We start from the raw sequence: 14,949 nt of genomic DNA, 5'->3' as shown, positions 1-14,949 counted from the left end.
GTCGAGATGCCTTGAACAAGTCCGAGCGTCCGGGCGTGAGCCTGGCGGGAAGGCCGGAGTATAACAGAGCAATCACTGCGCGCCGCTTTCCTGCTGCTCAACGGTTTTTTCGCGGACGGCGGTGGCCCCGGCAGCGTGATTGCTGACGGCCGGATCGGCGCCATAACGGGCACTCAGTTCGGCATAGGCGGGCTCGCGCTTGAACCGCTTGAGTTCAGCGCCGAAGCGTTGCACCAGCAAGTCCATGCCCGCATTGCGGCGAACTGCCAGGAATTGGCTCTGTTGGCTGATGACGGTCGGGTTTTCGCTGATCTGGTCGCGGATGTTCAATTCGTCGAGCAAATGCTGGCCGACCCGGCGATCGGTGATCAGCAGGTCGATTCGCCCGCGCACCAGTTTGCCGAAGTTGGCTTCGTGAGTGGGCGCCGGCTCGCGAGTGAACAGTGTCGATTCGCGAAAGTCCGGGCTGTACAGATAGCCTGGGGAGGTGCCAATCGTCAGGCCTTTCAAGTCGTCCAGGGTACGAAACGGATGAGGCCGCTCGTTGGCGTAAAACATCACGAACTGGACTTCCGAGAGCGGTTCGCCGGGGTAGAGCAGGGTGGCGTCGCGCTCTTCACTGTGAAAAATGTCCAGCGCGCCATCGGCCTGGCCGGTTTCGAGCATCGACAGGCAGCGTTTCCACGGCAGGAACTGCCATTCGACTTCGATCCCCAGGCGCTTGAAGACGATGGCCGTGGTTTCGTAGTCCAGCCCCAGTGATTTACCGTTCTCCTCATAGACGTAAGGCGCCCATGGTTCGGTGACAATGCGCAATTTCTCGCCCCGAGCGGCGAAGCTCAGGCAAGTGAAAACCAGCATGGCGATTAACTGCGGAATCAATGGCATGGACTTCAGATTACGACGAGAAACAGGAAAGAGCCAGAAACCGCCTGCGAATGCTCTATCTCCGTGTGTTGCATCACAATAAAAGCGCGTTGAAAGCAAAAGATCGCAACCTCGTTTCACTCGACAGCTCCTACAAGAGATTGCGCATTCTGTAGGAGCTGTCGAGTGAAACGAGGCTGCGATCTTTTGTTCTTGCTTGTAACGATGTTTAGCGCGGCAGCTTCAGGTTGTTCCACACCGCCAGACTCGCTTCAGCCTGGTTCAGTGTGTAGAAGTGCAGCCCTGGAGCGCCACCTTGCAGCAGGCGTTCACACATTTCGGTGATGACTTGTTCACCAAAGCGTTGAATGCTCTGGGTGTCGTCGCCGTAGGCTTCCAGTTGCTTGCGGATCCAGCGCGGGATTTCCGCACCGCAGGCATCGGAGAAGCGCGCGAGCTTGCTGTAGTTGGTGATCGGCATGATGCCCGGCACGATCGGAATGTTCACGCCCATCGCCCGTACACGCTCGACGAAGTAGAAGTAGCTGTCGGCGTTGAAGAAATACTGGGTGATCGCGCTGTCGGCGCCGGCGTTGGCCTTGCGCACGAAGTTGGCGATATCGTCTTCGAAATTGCGCGCTTGCGGATGCATTTCCGGGTAAGCGGCGACTTCGATGTGGAAATGATCGCCGGTCTCTTCACGAATGAACTCGACCAGATCGTTAGCGTGGCGCAGTTCACCGCTGGCCATGCCCATGCCCGAAGGCAGGTCACCGCGCAGGGCAACGATACGTTTGATGCCGGCAGCCTTGTATTGAGTCAGCAGGCCGCGCAGGTCGTCCTTGCTGTCGCCAACGCAAGACAAATGCGGTGCGGCCGGGACTTTGACTTCGCTTTCGAGCTGCAACACGGTGTTGAGCGTGCGATCACGGGTCGAACCGCCAGCGCCGTAGGTGCAGGAGAAGAAATCGGGATTGTACGTGGCCAGCTGACGAGCAGTGGCGAGCAGCTTTTCATGCCCAGCGTCGGTCTTCGTAGGGAAGAACTCGAAGCTGTAGCGGCGGTCTTGGGACATGGGAATACCCTTTAGAACTCGTAAGCCGGATGCTGGCCCCCGTAGGCGCCGCCGCAGGCTGCGATCTTTCAAGGATCAAAAGATCGCAGCTTGCGGCAGCTCCTAGGGGAGCGGTCAGTCAGCGCCTATCAGTAGCGGTAAGCGTGCGGCTTGAACGGACCTTCGACGGTCACGCCGATGTAGTCGGCCTGGGTCTTGGTCAGCTGAGTCACAACACCGCCGAAACCGCGGACCATTTCCAGGGCCACTTCTTCGTCGAGTTTCTTCGGCAGTACTTCAACGGTCAGGCGCTCGGCTTTCTGGGCTGGCGACAGGTCGGCGTACTTCTGGCCGAACAGGAAGATCTGCGCCAGAACCTGGTTGGCGAACGAGCCGTCCATGATGCGGCTTGGGTGACCGGTGGCGTTACCCAGGTTAACCAGACGGCCTTCGGCCAGCAGGATCAGGTAGTCGTCGTTCTGGGCATCGAATGCGCCAGGGCCGGTACGGTGGATCTTGTGAACCTGTGGCTTCACTTCTTCCCATGCCCAGTTCTTGCGCATGAAAGCGGTGTCGATTTCGTTGTCGAAGTGGCCGATGTTGCAGACAACAGCGCGCTTCTTCAGGGCTTTGAGCATGTTTGCATCGCAAACATTGACGTTGCCGGTGGTGGTCACGATCAGGTCGATCTTGCCCAGCAGGGCCTTGTCGATGCTGGCTTCAGTACCGTTGTTGATACCGTCGATGAACGGCGAAACCAGCTCGTAGCCGTCCATGCACGCTTGCATGGCGCAGATCGGGTCGACTTCGGAAACCTTGACGATCATGCCTTCCTGACGCAGGGACTGGGCCGAACCCTTGCCCACGTCACCGTAACCGATGACCAGCGCTTGCTTGCCGGACAGCAGGTGGTCGGTACCGCGCTTGATCGCGTCGTTCAGGCTGTGACGGCAGCCGTACTTGTTGTCGTTCTTGCTCTTGGTCACCGAGTCGTTGACGTTGATGGCCGGGATTTTCAGCTCGCCCTTGGCCAGCATGTCCAGCAGGCGGTGAACGCCAGTGGTGGTTTCTTCGGTCACGCCGTGGACGCGGTCCAGGATCGCCGGGTATTTCTTGTGCAGCAGCTCGGTCAGGTCGCCGCCGTCGTCGAGGATCATGTTGGCATCCCAAGGCGCGCCATCCTTCAGGATGGTTTGCTCCAGGCACCACTCGTACTCTTCTTCAGTTTCGCCTTTCCAGGCGAAAACCGGGATACCGGCAGCAGCGATGGCAGCAGCGGCCTGGTCCTGGGTCGAGAAAATGTTGCAGGACGACCAACGCACTTCGGCACCCAGGGCAACCAGGGTTTCGATCAGCACGGCAGTCTGAATGGTCATGTGGATGCAGCCGAGGATCTTCGCGCCTTTGAGCGGTTGCTCGGCGGAGTACTTGCGGCGCAGACCCATCAGGGCTGGCATTTCGGATTCAGCGATGATGGTTTCGCGACGGCCCCAGGCAGCCAGGGACATGTCGGCGACTTTGTAATCGTTAAAATCTGCAGGCGTGATAACAGCGCTCATGATGAGCCTCCATTCGTAATGTATGCGAATGGGCGCCGTTGTGCGTTTAGTGTCTGGCCGTGGCCAGGCAACGCCCCATCCGAGCCTGACAGGTCGAACCTGCTGCAGCGCCCCTCGGACAGGTGGCGGGAAAACGGTATCAATTGAAGATGACCGTTTTGAAACGGTGGCGATTATAGCGGGCTATGCTGATCTTCCAAAGCCTTTCTGCAGGTCAATGTCCGAACGGTAATCGAGACCATAGTCGATGCTTGATAGAGCTCTAGTCCGGGCTCTGCCATGATGGACGGCATCAATCGGCAAGACGGTCAGGAGTGAATATGAATTTCCACACCCGCAAATGGGTAAAACCCGAAGACCTCAACCCCAACGGCACGCTGTTCGGCGGCAGTCTGTTGCGCTGGATCGACGAAGAAGCGGCGATCTATGCCATCGTCCAGCTGGGCAATCAGCGTGTGGTCACCAAGTACATTTCCGAAATCAACTTCGTCAGCGCCTCGCGCCAGGGCGACATCATCGAACTGGGCATCACCGCGACCGAGTTCGGCCGGACGTCGATCACCCTGACCTGCGAAGTGCGCAACAAGATCACCCGTAAAAGCATCCTGACGGTGGAGAGAATGGTCTTCGTCAACCTCGGTGAGGACGGCTTGCCTGCGCCACATGGCCGGACCGAGATCAAGTACGTCAAAGATCAGTTTCAGGATGACGTCGTCAGCTAATGGAATCGGCGGTACGCCCTTCGCTAGCAGGCCAGCTCCCACACTAGATCTTCAGTGAACACAGATTTTATGAACGACGCAGATCCAGTGTGGGAGCTAACCTGTTAGCGATAGTGGTCGACCCGCCGACGATGATTCAGCGGACCACTGAACAGCGCCGGACCCCACGTGTCGTACCTACATGACACGCCACAGGTTCAGGAGCTTCAATGGACACGCACAAAGACGGCAAGACCCCCGACCTCTCGGCGAAAGAGCAGCACGAAGTCGACAAGAACCAGCCTCCGCGCGCAGCGGTGCTGCACGAAATCATCCGCACCCAGGGCGATCAGGAACTTGAGCGCAGCATCGCCGCGCTCTGGTGGTCGGCGCTGGCCGCCGGCCTGACCATGGGTCTGTCGCTGATGGCCATGGGGTTGCTCAATTCCCGCCTGCCGGACGCCGAAGGTTTCAAGGTCATCGCCAGTTTCGGCTACTGCGCCGGTTTTCTCGCGGTGATCCTCGCCCGCCAGCAGCTGTTCACCGAAAACACCCTGACGGCGGTCCTGCCGATCATGAGCAAGCCCACACTGGCCAACTTCGGCCGCTTGCTGCGGTTGTGGTCGGTGGTGTTGGTGGGCAACCTCTGCGGCACTTTGCTGGTGGCGTATGTGATGCTGCATCTGCCGATCTTCGACAGCAAGACTGACCTGGCCTTCCTCGACATCGGCCGCAAGGTCATGGAAAACGATGCCGGCCAGATGTTCGCCAAGGGCATTGTCTCGGGCTGGATGATCGCCACCATGGTCTGGATGATCCCATCCATGGAAAGCGCCAAGATGTGGATCATCATCCTCATCACCTACTTCATGGCGCTGGGGGACTTCACCCACATCGTGGTCGGTTCAGCCGAGGTTTCATATCTGGTCTTTGCCGGGGAACTGCCGTGGAAGGATTTCTGGCTGGTGTTCGCCGGTCCGACGCTGCTGGGGAATATCATCGGCGGCAGCTTTATTTTTGCACTGATCAGCCATGCGCAGATTCGCAGTGAAAGCGGCGCCCCTAAAGAGAAGAAAAGCGAAGCCCGGCCGACCGCAGACGAGGACGCCAAGCGATGAGGCCGGGCGAGGTATCCACTTGCCCGGCCTGCCGGTGCAGTACGGTTACTTGGCAGGAATCAGCCATGCTCGGGTTTGTTCAACCGTCGTCGAGCTGACAAAACTCGAGAATAGAGAGTTACGCGAGACGTAATTGTCGATTAGCCGTTTGCCTGCTCTCTCCTGATCCTCGGGGGTCTTGGCTTCTCGCAAGTCAATGATTGCCTCTCCTATCAGCTTGACGTTCGAGTCAGGCTGGCCAACACGATACAGGGAGGGAAAGAGCACTTCGCGAATGAAGTTTTCGCTCTTGATTTTGATGTCGCGGATGCTCATTTCCTCGATGGCTTTGGTCATGACAGCAGACTTTTGCCCTGGTGCCCCGGCATCCATGCGTTTAACGGCTTGGAGCAGCTCCATGTAATCCGGGTGGTTTCCATGATTGAGTTTTTTCGCCAGCCAATCGGTTTTTTCCGGTGTGTCGCCGAGCTGATCCAGGGCATTGATCACTGCACGCAGTTCTGGAGTGAGTTCCAGTATGGCGTTCTTCTTGCCTGGGTCTTCTTTGTCTCTGGCTTTGGAGATGACATCCAGAGCGTGCTTTAAATCAGTCAGCGCCTGTTGAGCTTTCTGCCGGAAACTGATGACCGCTTCACATGATTGATCACTGTTCAGTTCAAGCGCCACCGTATCGAACAATGCATCATCAAGGGCCAGTAGAGCGCTACCAATGGATTTGAAGGTGTACGTTTCGCTGTGGTCATGGCTTTTCAGGTGTTCTTCAACTTTGGAGCGCAGTTTTTCCTGCAGCAGGTTTCTGTGCTCTTTCGGCATGCTGAAGTTGACCGTGCCTCCCAGCAGGGTAGTGAAGTCGCCCTCATCGGTCTTCAGGGGAACGATCACCGTTTGTCCTTTAAACGCGACGATGCCTTTCTCTTCTTGTGCGTCTCGGGCCGAGTGGTCCACGCCGATGGCCTTGTCGATCGTTCTCGAAAGAAGTGTGCCGCTATCGTTTTTTTTACCGCCATTCTCGCTCTCGAATTTGAGAATCAACTGATCTCTTTCGGGAATTGCGCTCATCGGGATTTGAATATCGTATAGATCCAGGACCGGAGTGTTGAGCATGATCCCGCCATCCTGAAAGGAAGTTCGCTCTCCCTCACCCTGGAAGGGCAGACCTTGTTCTGAGGGTGATTGGAAAACGACGGGCAATGAACCTGAAATAAGGGCTGCGTGAGCCACATCCAGATCCGGGGTCAGGCTGGCATTGAACACCACCATTTGCGGGCGCCCGTCGAACATGGCGGTGCCGGTGATGTGCAGTTGCTTGATTTCAGGCATGTCCTTGCTCAGGGTCGCCAGATCACCAAAGGTCACGTAGCGATTGGTTTTTATTTGTTCTACGCAAGCTTTGCTTGCCTCCGAAATTTGCCGCTGATCATCTTTAGGGGCCTGGCTGAAACGAGACAGGATCGACTCGACCGATTTGTCACGGACCAGTGCCTCCAGTGGCCTGCCTTTGGATTGAAGTCGAGGCAGCAGGTCGAACAGCAGCTGTCCGATTTTGCCAGTCTTGCCCGGGGCCTTTGCGACACCTTTACCAATGGTGGAGCTGAGGTGCTGAATCGGTCCAAGCACCTTGCTTTGGCTGTCGAGCAGCGACACAAGATCGATGTCGTCCAACAGTTTGTCGATTTGCGCGTGTGTCATTCCGCAGGCGAGCACCGCCGCAGTAATGGCGCCTGCCGATGAACCTCGCAGGTTGCTGATTTTGTCCAGATGACCACTTTCTTCCAGTGCTTTTACCGCTCCGGAGAAGGCGACCCCTTTGGCCCCTCCGCCGCTTAGCACAAGGTCTTTGATATCAGGGCGCTTGAGGTCCATTTCGACCACGTCGTTCTCATAACGGCGGATCGAAAGCTCTCGGCCGGTCGACGAGCTCGCCAGCGTTTCGCACAGGCCTTCACCTTTGCACCGGGTGCCTTGCATGAAGTCGCCCCAATCTTCGGCAGAGGGACTTGTCGGTGAACCTTGAGTCGCGTTGTTCAGGCTGCTTGAGGGAGGTGATGAGGAGGGACGTACGGGGCTGATAACAGTCATGAGTTTCTCTTCCTTTGAGAGCGGTTTCGGAAGCAGCACTTTAGGAGAGGCGAAGGCAGGCGAGAGCAGGGTGTATCAATTGGGAACACAAACACGAAGTCGCTTGGTGTCGCGCTCGATTGTGAGTTGAAAGGCTCTGTTTAGGGGATTTCAGGCAGTTTTGGAGGGGGGATAAAATGCCCTGTAGAAAATTCGTACAGAGTGCGTCCTGAATGCGTCGAAGTTCCCGGTCGATTTTCTGACGGGTGTCATGAGGTCTGTCCGGTGATTTCATGACCTGCTTGTCAACCCGATACATTGACGATCGCGTTACTGCATTCAATCTGGGTTACGCGGCGGGTGCGTGGATTGGCGGGCTGGTGGTTGTGATCAGGCATACGCAGGCCGGAGACCGTTCTCGAGGAGAGCCGGCCGAGGCAGAATTTTTTGGAATTAGTCTGTGCGCAACTGAGTGCGGCGTGGTCGCTTGCAGTATAAACAGCTGCTGACTTATGACGAATCAATTATCTGACCGCTTCCTGCAGGAGCGAGGCTTGCCGGCGATGGCGATTTCAAGAACGCCTTCCACGGCAAACCATACTCCTGCCAGGTGAGGATGATGAACAAAAGGAGCGTGCCGTGCTTGCGACGGCTTTGGTGTTGGTGGCGGCGTTGCTGCATGCGGCGTGGAATACGCTGATCAAGTTCAGCGCGGAACGGTTGTTGGTCGTGGCTTGCATGGACAGCGTGGCGATGTTGTTTGTCGCCCTGATGCTGCCTTTCGTGGCGTTACCGCCGATTGAAATCTGGCCGTGGATCCTGGCGTCGGCGGCGTTTGAGTTGCTCTATCGCTATTTGCTGATTAAGGCCTATCGGGTCGGTGATCTGGGGCTGGTCTATCCATTGATGCGCGGACTGTCGCCGCTGGTGGTGCTGGCCCTGACGCTGATCTTTGCTGGAGAAGTGCTGACCCATCAGCAGATCTTCGGAATCCTGCTGATCCCGTTCGGCATGCTGTGCTTGCTGTGGCAGGGCGGTGGCGGCGCGCGTTTGCCTTGGTCGATGCTGCCGGTGGTAGCACTGATCGGTCTGTGCATCGGCTGCTACACGTTTATCGATGGCCAGGCGCTGCGGCGTTGGTCGCATCCGCTGGATTACCTGGTCTGGGTGACGTTGCTCAGCGCCTGGCCGTTTCCGTTGCTCGCACTGGTGCGCAAGCGACCGGCGTTCATGCTGTTCTGGCGTGAACAGTGGCAGCTGGGATTGGCGGTCGGGTTTTGCGTGTTGTTCAGCTACGCTCTGGTGCTGTGGGCGATGCAGCTGGGGTCGATAGCCGAAGCAGCGGCATTGCGCGAGATCAGCGTGATCCTGGTGGTGCTGTTTGGCATGCGCTACCTGAAAGAACCTTTCGGCCGGCCTCGGCTCCTGGCCTGTGGGCTGGTGTTGATCGGTATATTGGTGATGAAGTTTTGACTGGCTCACTGTCGACGAGAGCTCGACGCATGAAACTTGAAGAAGGGATGACTTTATGACGGTTGCTTTGTGGTGCATTTTGATCGCGATTTTCCTGCCTTACCTGTGCACGGTCGTGGCCAAGATCAGTGGCGGTTACAGGCTGGACGACAACCATGATCCCCGGGATTTTCTTGATTCACTGGAAGGTTTGGGCAGGCGCGCGAATGCGGCGCAACTGAACAGTTTTGAAATCTTCCCGGCGTTCGCTGCGGCGGTGATCGTGGCGCACCTGGCTGGCAATGCCGAGCTGGTGACCATCAATGTGCTGTCGGTCTTATTTATCACCAGCCGGTTGCTGTACATCATTTGTTACCTGGCGGACTGGCATATCTTGCGGTCGTTGGTGTGGTTTGTGGGGCTGGGGTTGATCATCAGTTTATTTGTGGTTTCTGTCTAAGAGCAAAAGATCGCAGGCTGCCCAGCGCCTACATTGGCCGGGTTCACCGCTACATGGCGGATGAGCATTGATCCATGCAGGCGCTGGCGCAGCCTGCGATCTTTGACTTTAGAGCTTGTCGGCCACCTGAGGCACTTGCGGCAATGCCGCGCCTTTGGGCCATAACATCCAGATTTGCCCCTGTTGTTTCATGTCGCCGGCCAATTGCCCGGCCGCTTCTCCGGTTCCCCAGAACAGGTCGGCCCGAACTTCACCGGCAATCGCGCCGCCAGTGTCCTGGGCGGCCACCGGGCGAACCAGCGGCGTGCCGTCCGGCCGCGTCGTGGATAACCACATCAGACTGCCCAGTGGAATCACTTTGCGGTCCACGGCGGCGCTATAGCCTGCGGTCAACGGAACATTCAGCGAGCCGCGAGGGCCTTCGTTGCTGTCGGGGTTGCGGGTAAAGAACACATAGCTGGGATTGCTGCCGAGCAGTTCCGGAATGCGCGTCGGATTGGCCTTGGCCCAGTTGCTGATCGCACCCATGGTCACGTCTTCTTTTTTCAGTTCACCTTGTTCCACCAGCCAGCGGCCGATCGGCCGATAGGGATGGCCGTTCTGGTCGGCGTACGCGATGCGCAGCTGGCGGCCGTCACTGAGCTGGATGCGACCCGAGCCCTGGATTTGCAGGAACTGCAGGTTCATCGGGTCGGTCAGCCATGCCACCACCGGCGCCTTGACTCCTTTGTTTTCGATCGTTGCCGCATCGTCGTACGGCTTGAGCACGCGGCCTTCGAGCCGTCCGCGCAGGCGTTTGCCTTTGAGCTCCGGGTAGATGCTGTCCAGGGAGACGATGATCATGTCCTCTGGAACCCCATACACCGGAATGTTCGCCACGGCGGTTTGGGTCAGGCTGCCGGGGTAGACCGGCTCGTAGTAACCGGTGATCAAGCCGTCGGGATTGTCGTTGGCGGCGCGCAGGCCGTAGACATCGAGGTTCTGTTTGAGGAAGCCGCGGATGTCGGTGGCGGTTTGCGGCACATTGGCGGCTGCGGCGCAGGTTGGGCCCCACACCGGATCGGCCTTGAGTCGGGTACAGGCGCTGCGCCACGAACCGAAACCGGCGATCAGATCGTTATCGGACACTGCAGGCAGCGCTTCCCAGGTGGCGCTGGAATAAGTCGCCAGTGCGTGGGTTTTTGGTTTGTTGTTGTCACCACCGGTGCAGCCTGCGAGCACGGCCACTATCGGGAGAGTCCAGGCGAGGCGATGACGCCAGGCCTTGAAACGGCTGTTCATGGAGTAATTCCTTTGCCGGTTGCGCGAGTGCTCACTGCGCTCGCACAACCCGTATTGATATTAGGGCTATTGGTGTTTGTCGATGACGCGAGGATACTGGCCGCCGTTTCCCGTGACCTGAAGCCACCATGACATTTAAAAGACTTTCCGTTGTATTGCTGGCCTGCCTGACGTTGTCTGCGTGTGGCGGTGTCGACCCGAACTCGCCACTGGGCCAGCGCAAGGCGATCTTCAAGCAAATGCTCAAGACCGGCGAAGACCTGGGCGGCATGTTGCGCGGCCGCATTCCATTCGACGGTCCGAAGTTCGCTGAGGGCGCCATCAAGCTCGATGCGCTGTCCCATGAACCGTGGAAGCATTTTCCACAGGTGCGCGAAGAAGATCACACCAGTGCCAAGAGCGATGTCTGGCAGAAACAGGCACGCTTTCAGGAAATGGCCCGCACCCTTGAAACCAGCACCGGTGAATTGGTGATTGCCAGCAAGGTCCAGCCTTACAAGGCCAGTAACCTCGGGCCGGCGGTGCAGAAAGTCGAAGATGCCTGCAGTGCGTGCCATAAAGAGTTTCGGGATCATTGATTCTCGGATGTGACTGGGTGGTGCTTGCTGCGCAACGGTGGCGAGGGAGCTTGCTCCCGCTGGGCGGCGAAGCGGGCCCAAAACCATTCGACCGAGTTTCGTCAGCTGTATTCTGCGCGCCGGATTGCGACGGCTTCGCCGCCGAACGGGAGCAAGCTCCCTCGCCACAACAGTTCGCTCGCTAATCCGGTGGATTACTTGTCCAGCTCGTCGAGCGCGTCCTGCAATGCCTTGCGGGACTCCGCGAGTTTGTCTTTGCGCTTGTTGATCTTCTCTGGGTCGCCTTTCTTCATGGCTTTGTCCAGGTCGGCCTGACGCTGACTGACTTCATGCTTGGCGTCGAGGACCTTGTTCTCCCGTTCCTTTTTCAGCGAGGCGTCAGTGCAATGAGCGGTGACTTCGCTCAGGGCGGTTTCCAGGCCAGCCTGCTGATCGGCGTTGCCGTGGGACTTGGCCAGTTCGATCTGATTGATGATGCCCTGTTTCTTGGCGGCGCAACCGGTCAGGCCCGGGGCCTCTTCGGCGGCCATCAGTGGAGCGGCCATCACACCGCATAGAGTCAGCAGGACGAGCGGTGAAAGAAATTTCATAAAAGCTCCATGTACAAAGTGCAAATCGGATCGATAGGGCGGTGGGCGTTTGAGCCCATTGGCACCTTTGGGTTCCCGGGTGGGCGAGCATCGGCGGTCGCTAAAACCCGTCGATTCCCGCCGCACGTAATGTGTCACTCAAGGCCAGGACCTGCGGGTCGCGGAAAAATGCGCTCAGTTGCGCCGCACGTCCCGGGCCGATACCGGCCTCTGCCTGCCATTGTCCGGTGTTTCGTTGTGCCAGTGCCTGCCATGAATCAGCCAACGGCGCCTGGCCGGTCGGTGGTAATCCCAGGGCTTTGAGCCAGCGAATGAAAGGGCGTTGGCGGGCGCTGTTGAAACTGTTTAAAAGACGAGTCGTGCTGCGCTCGCCGAAGCCGTCAATGTTAGCAAGCTCTTGAGCATCGAGGGTCAACCAATCCAGCAGGCCGTTCAGGCGGCCTGTTTCGAGAAGTTTCTCCCAGGTGCCGGGGCCGACATGAGGCAAGGCCAGCCCTTGCTTGCCACTGAGCCAGGCCAGTCGCGCGAGGAATTGGCTTTCGCAGCCAGGCGTCGGCTGCCAGCAACTCAACGGATGAAAGTCTGCCGCTAACGGTATGTTTAATTCGGCGCGTTCGGCGGCGCGCAGAACCACGCCGTCGAGCCTGGGAATGGTCAGTCCCGCCAGGCTGACGGACACCTGATCGCCGGGGCGGATATCCAGTTCCTCCCAGCGTCGCAGGGAGCTGACGCTCACGCGTTTGATCTGCCGGTCATCGAGTGTCACCGGTTTCAGCTCCAGCACCGGTGTGATCCGTCCAGTGCGACCGACCTTGAAATCGACTTTTCGCACCTCGGCCAGCGCCTGGGCAAAGGGGTATTTCCAGGCGATGGCCCAGTACGGGGTTTTCGCCTGCCAGCGCGCGGCTGAGGGGCGCTGGCTCTGGCGCAGGACGACACCGTCGCTGGCAAAGGGTAATGGCGAGCGGTACCAGTGGTCGCGCCAGTGTTCGGCGTCGGCGAATGTCTGGAGCGGCTGACTGTAAGGCGCCGTGCCCGGCAGCCCCAGTTCATCCAGCAGCGCGACACGGGCGGGCAGGCTGGCGGGCCCTTGCGGCCAATCCCAGATAAACAGCCCGATACCAGCGGCTTGCTCAGGGGCGAGTTCCTTGCGGGCCATCAGGCCGGCCACCGTCGAACGGGCATTGAGACTGCCGACCTTGGCTTGTACATGGCCGGTCAGGCGCCAGAAGAGTTCGCCTTGCACGAGCAAATCCACGGGTTGCGCCAGTTGTCGTGGGATAACGGGGATCAGTCGCGCCGGGGCCGTCCAGTCCTGACCGTTCACGCCGTCACCGCGACTGATCGCCTGATGCAGCACGCCGTTGCGATAGATCAGCGTCACGGCTACGCCGTCGACCTTGGGTTGAATCCAGATGTCCTTGCGATCGCGCAGCCAAGCCTCGACCGCGCGACCATCGCGAAGTTTTTCCAGGCCCGTGTGAGCAATGGGGTGGGCGATCTTGCCGCCTGCCGTGCGCAAAGGTTCGGGCGCCGGACCCGCGTTAAAGCACTCACGCCAATCGGCCAGCCGTGCACGGGACTGGTCGTAGAGTTCGTCGGCGATCAATGAGCGTCCGTTGTGGTGGTAGCTGTGGTCCCAAAGGTCGATCTGTTTTTGCAGGGTAGTGATTTCGTCCAGAGCCCTGGCGGGTGGCCAGTCGGGGCAATCGGCAGCGTTTGAGATTGAGCAGACCAGGGTCAGGAGGAAAATGGAAAACAGGCGCAGAAGCATGGTGAGCGTCCTTGCTCAAGTGGAATGCTTGAAGGCTAGTCACTTATTGTCAGGCGGGAAGGGCGGGTGTTTTGCCTTGTATTTCCGGGTGACTGGGCTGGCCTCATCGCGAGCAGGCTCGCTCCCACATTGGAATGCATTTCCCTGTGGGAGCGAGCCTGCTCGCGATGGCGGCGACACGGCGCAAAGCGAAAGGCAATAAAAAGCCCCGCACGGCGAACCGTGCAGGGCTTTTGGTACCGCCGGGGAAGTCTTACAGGCCGGCAGCCGAACGCAGGTCGTCGGCGCGGTCGGTTTTTTCCCAGGTGAACGTGGTGAAGGTGTCTTCGCCGACGGTCTTGGTGGCCGGGGTGCGACCGAAGTGGCCGTACGCAGCGGTTTCCTGGTACATCGGGTGCAGCAGGTCGAGCATGGTGGTGATTGCGTATGGACGCAGGTCGAACACTTCGCGAACCAGTTTGACGATTTTGTCGTCGCTGATTTTGCCGGTGCCGAAGGTGTTCAACGAGATCGAAGTCGGTTGAGCAACACCGATCGCGTAGGAAACCTGAATCTCGCAACGCTCGGCCAGGCCGGCAGCGACGATGTTCTTGGCTACGTAACGACCGGCGTAGGCAGCCGAACGGTCAACCTTCGATGGATCTTTACCGGAGAACGCGCCGCCGCCGTGACGGGCCATGCCGCCGTAGCTGTCGACGATGATCTTGCGACCGGTCAGGCCGCAGTCACCTACCGGGCCACCGATGATGAACTGGCCGGTCGGGTTGATGTGGAACTGGGTGTCCTTGGTCAGCAGTTCGGCAGGCAACACGTGCTTGACGATCAACTCCATCACGCCTTCGCGCAGGTCTTTGTACGACACTTCAGGGTTGTGCTGGGTCGACAGTACAACGGCGTCGATACCGACAACCTTGCCGCCTTCGTAACGGCAAGTCACTTGCGACTTGGCGTCCGGGCGCAGCCAAGGCAGCAGGCCGGATTTACGGGCTTCGGCCTGCCGTTGCACAAGCTGGTGCGAGAAGGTGATCGGTGCTGGCATCAGCACGTCGGTTTCGTTGCTCGCGTAGCCGAACATCAGGCCCTGGTCGCCGGCACCCTGATCTTCAGGCTTGGCACGGTCGACACCCTGGTTGATGTCAGGGGACTGCTTGCCGATGATGTTCATCACGCCACAAGTGGCGCCGTCGAAGCCGACATCGGAGCTGTTATAGCCGATGTCCAGAATGACGTTACGCACGATTTCTTCCAGGTCGACCCAGGCCGACGTGGTGACTTCACCGGCGATGATTGCCACGCCGGTTTTCACCAGCGTCTCGCACGCCACACGGGCGAACTTGTCTTCAGCAATGATGGCGTCCAGCACCGCATCGGAAATCTGGTCGGCGATTTTGTCCGGATGCCCTTCGGACACGGACTCGGAGGTGAAGAGGGAGTATTCGCTCATCTCGATTTTTTCC

13 protein-coding genes and 1 riboswitch are annotated in these 14,949 nt (G+C 58.7%); of the genes, 5 read left to right on the top strand and 8 right to left on the bottom strand.

Going from position 1 to position 14,949, the window contains the following annotated elements; all coding sequences use genetic code 11:
• Positions 1–72 precede the first annotated feature (72 nt).
• The 3 genes from B723_RS02770 to ahcY all read right to left on the bottom strand — a co-directional run bounded on the left by B723_RS02770 (position 73) and on the right by ahcY (position 3,480).
• Entirely contained in the window at positions 73–888 is an 816-nt protein-coding gene (locus B723_RS02770) for a substrate-binding periplasmic protein (protein ID WP_017341242.1), read from the bottom strand.
• Positions 889–1,096: 208 nt separating this feature from the next.
• Positions 1,097–1,942, bottom strand: a complete 846-nt coding sequence (gene metF / locus B723_RS02765; protein WP_017341240.1) for a methylenetetrahydrofolate reductase [NAD(P)H] — start codon at positions 1,940–1,942, stop codon at positions 1,097–1,099.
• 128 nt (positions 1,943–2,070) lie between these two features.
• Positions 2,071–3,480 carry an adenosylhomocysteinase gene (ahcY, locus tag B723_RS02760; protein WP_017341239.1) on the bottom strand — a complete coding sequence of 470 codons (1,410 nt, stop codon included), beginning with the start codon at positions 3,478–3,480 and terminating at the stop codon, positions 2,071–2,073.
• 23 nt (positions 3,481–3,503) lie between these two features.
• A riboswitch (S-adenosyl-L-homocysteine riboswitch) is annotated at positions 3,504–3,602 on the bottom strand.
• A 198-nt stretch (positions 3,603–3,800) separates the two neighbouring features.
• Between ahcY and B723_RS02755 the strand changes: the two genes are divergently transcribed.
• Together B723_RS02755 and B723_RS02750 are read left to right on the top strand one after the other, a co-directional pair.
• The gene (locus B723_RS02755; RefSeq protein ID WP_017341238.1) at positions 3,801–4,202 is read left to right on the top strand and encodes an acyl-CoA thioesterase; all 402 of its coding nucleotides are present in this window, start codon (positions 3,801–3,803) and stop codon (positions 4,200–4,202) included.
• Positions 4,203–4,411: 209 nt separating this feature from the next.
• Positions 4,412–5,299 (top strand): formate/nitrite transporter family protein, encoded by an 888-nt coding sequence (locus tag B723_RS02750; protein ID WP_017341237.1) that lies wholly within the window; start codon positions 4,412–4,414, stop codon positions 5,297–5,299.
• Between the two features lie 45 nt (positions 5,300–5,344).
• Here the strand turns inward: B723_RS02750 and B723_RS02745 are convergent, their stop codons facing one another.
• A complete protein-coding gene (locus tag B723_RS02745; RefSeq protein WP_080995094.1) occupies positions 5,345–7,378 on the bottom strand; it encodes a patatin-like phospholipase family protein in 2,034 nt (677 codons plus the stop codon).
• 618 nt (positions 7,379–7,996) lie between these two features.
• Between B723_RS02745 and B723_RS02740 the strand changes: the two genes are divergently transcribed.
• Positions 7,997–8,830: a DMT family transporter gene (locus tag B723_RS02740; RefSeq protein WP_017341235.1), complete on the top strand. Its 834-nt coding sequence runs from the start codon at positions 7,997–7,999 to the stop codon at positions 8,828–8,830.
• Between the two features lie 55 nt (positions 8,831–8,885).
• Entirely contained in the window at positions 8,886–9,269 is a 384-nt protein-coding gene (locus B723_RS02735; protein ID WP_017341234.1) for an MAPEG family protein, read from the top strand.
• 108 nt (positions 9,270–9,377) lie between these two features.
• Here B723_RS02735 and mltA read toward each other — a convergent pair whose 3' ends face one another.
• A complete protein-coding gene (gene mltA / locus B723_RS02730; RefSeq protein WP_017341233.1) occupies positions 9,378–10,550 on the bottom strand; it encodes a murein transglycosylase A in 1,173 nt (390 codons plus the stop codon).
• Positions 10,551–10,678: 128 nt separating this feature from the next.
• Between mltA and B723_RS02725 the strand changes: the two genes are divergently transcribed.
• Positions 10,679–11,128, top strand: a complete 450-nt coding sequence (locus B723_RS02725) for a c-type cytochrome (protein WP_017341232.1) — start codon at positions 10,679–10,681, stop codon at positions 11,126–11,128.
• Positions 11,129–11,322: 194 nt separating this feature from the next.
• Here the strand turns inward: B723_RS02725 and B723_RS02720 are convergent, their stop codons facing one another.
• The 3 genes from B723_RS02720 to metK all read right to left on the bottom strand — a co-directional run bounded on the left by B723_RS02720 (position 11,323) and on the right by metK (position 14,936).
• A complete protein-coding gene (locus tag B723_RS02720) occupies positions 11,323–11,718 on the bottom strand; it encodes a DUF1090 domain-containing protein (RefSeq protein ID WP_017341231.1) in 396 nt (131 codons plus the stop codon).
• Positions 11,719–11,818: 100 nt separating this feature from the next.
• The gene (ligB, locus tag B723_RS02715; RefSeq protein WP_017341230.1) at positions 11,819–13,492 is read right to left on the bottom strand and encodes an NAD-dependent DNA ligase LigB; all 1,674 of its coding nucleotides are present in this window, start codon (positions 13,490–13,492) and stop codon (positions 11,819–11,821) included.
• Positions 13,493–13,745: 253 nt separating this feature from the next.
• Positions 13,746–14,936 (bottom strand): methionine adenosyltransferase, encoded by a 1,191-nt coding sequence (gene metK, locus B723_RS02710; protein WP_008033298.1) that lies wholly within the window; start codon positions 14,934–14,936, stop codon positions 13,746–13,748.
• Positions 14,937–14,949: the final 13 nt, after the last annotated feature.

The organism is Pseudomonas fluorescens NCIMB 11764 (assembly GCF_000293885.2).
Taxonomy (GTDB): Bacteria; Pseudomonadota; Gammaproteobacteria; order Pseudomonadales; family Pseudomonadaceae; genus Aquipseudomonas; species Aquipseudomonas fluorescens_B.
The sequence above is the reverse complement of the archived record's forward strand: the minus strand, read 5'-3'. Positions and strand labels throughout refer to the sequence as shown.

Excerpts from the sequence above, each read along its gene's own strand:
- B723_RS02735 (WP_017341234.1), top strand. The coding sequence starts at position 8,886 with ATGACGGTTGCTTTGTGGTGCATTTTGATCGCGATTTTCCTGCCTTAC.
- metF (WP_017341240.1), bottom strand. The coding sequence starts at position 1,942 with ATGTCCCAAGACCGCCGCTACAGCTTCGAGTTCTTCCCTACGAAGACC.
- B723_RS02770 (WP_017341242.1), bottom strand. The coding sequence starts at position 888 with ATGCCATTGATTCCGCAGTTAATCGCCATGCTGGTTTTCACTTGCCTG.
- metK (WP_008033298.1), bottom strand. The coding sequence starts at position 14,936 with ATGAGCGAATACTCCCTCTTCACCTCCGAGTCCGTGTCCGAAGGGCAT.
- B723_RS02755 (WP_017341238.1), top strand. The coding sequence starts at position 3,801 with ATGAATTTCCACACCCGCAAATGGGTAAAACCCGAAGACCTCAACCCC.
- ligB (WP_017341230.1), bottom strand. The coding sequence starts at position 13,492 with ATGCTTCTGCGCCTGTTTTCCATTTTCCTCCTGACCCTGGTCTGCTCA.
- B723_RS02720 (WP_017341231.1), bottom strand. The coding sequence starts at position 11,718 with ATGAAATTTCTTTCACCGCTCGTCCTGCTGACTCTATGCGGTGTGATG.
- ahcY (WP_017341239.1), bottom strand. The coding sequence starts at position 3,480 with ATGAGCGCTGTTATCACGCCTGCAGATTTTAACGATTACAAAGTCGCC.
- B723_RS02725 (WP_017341232.1), top strand. The coding sequence starts at position 10,679 with ATGACATTTAAAAGACTTTCCGTTGTATTGCTGGCCTGCCTGACGTTG.
- B723_RS02750 (WP_017341237.1), top strand. The coding sequence starts at position 4,412 with ATGGACACGCACAAAGACGGCAAGACCCCCGACCTCTCGGCGAAAGAG.
- B723_RS02745 (WP_080995094.1), bottom strand. The coding sequence starts at position 7,378 with ATGACTGTTATCAGCCCCGTACGTCCCTCCTCATCACCTCCCTCAAGC.
- mltA (WP_017341233.1), bottom strand. The coding sequence starts at position 10,550 with ATGAACAGCCGTTTCAAGGCCTGGCGTCATCGCCTCGCCTGGACTCTC.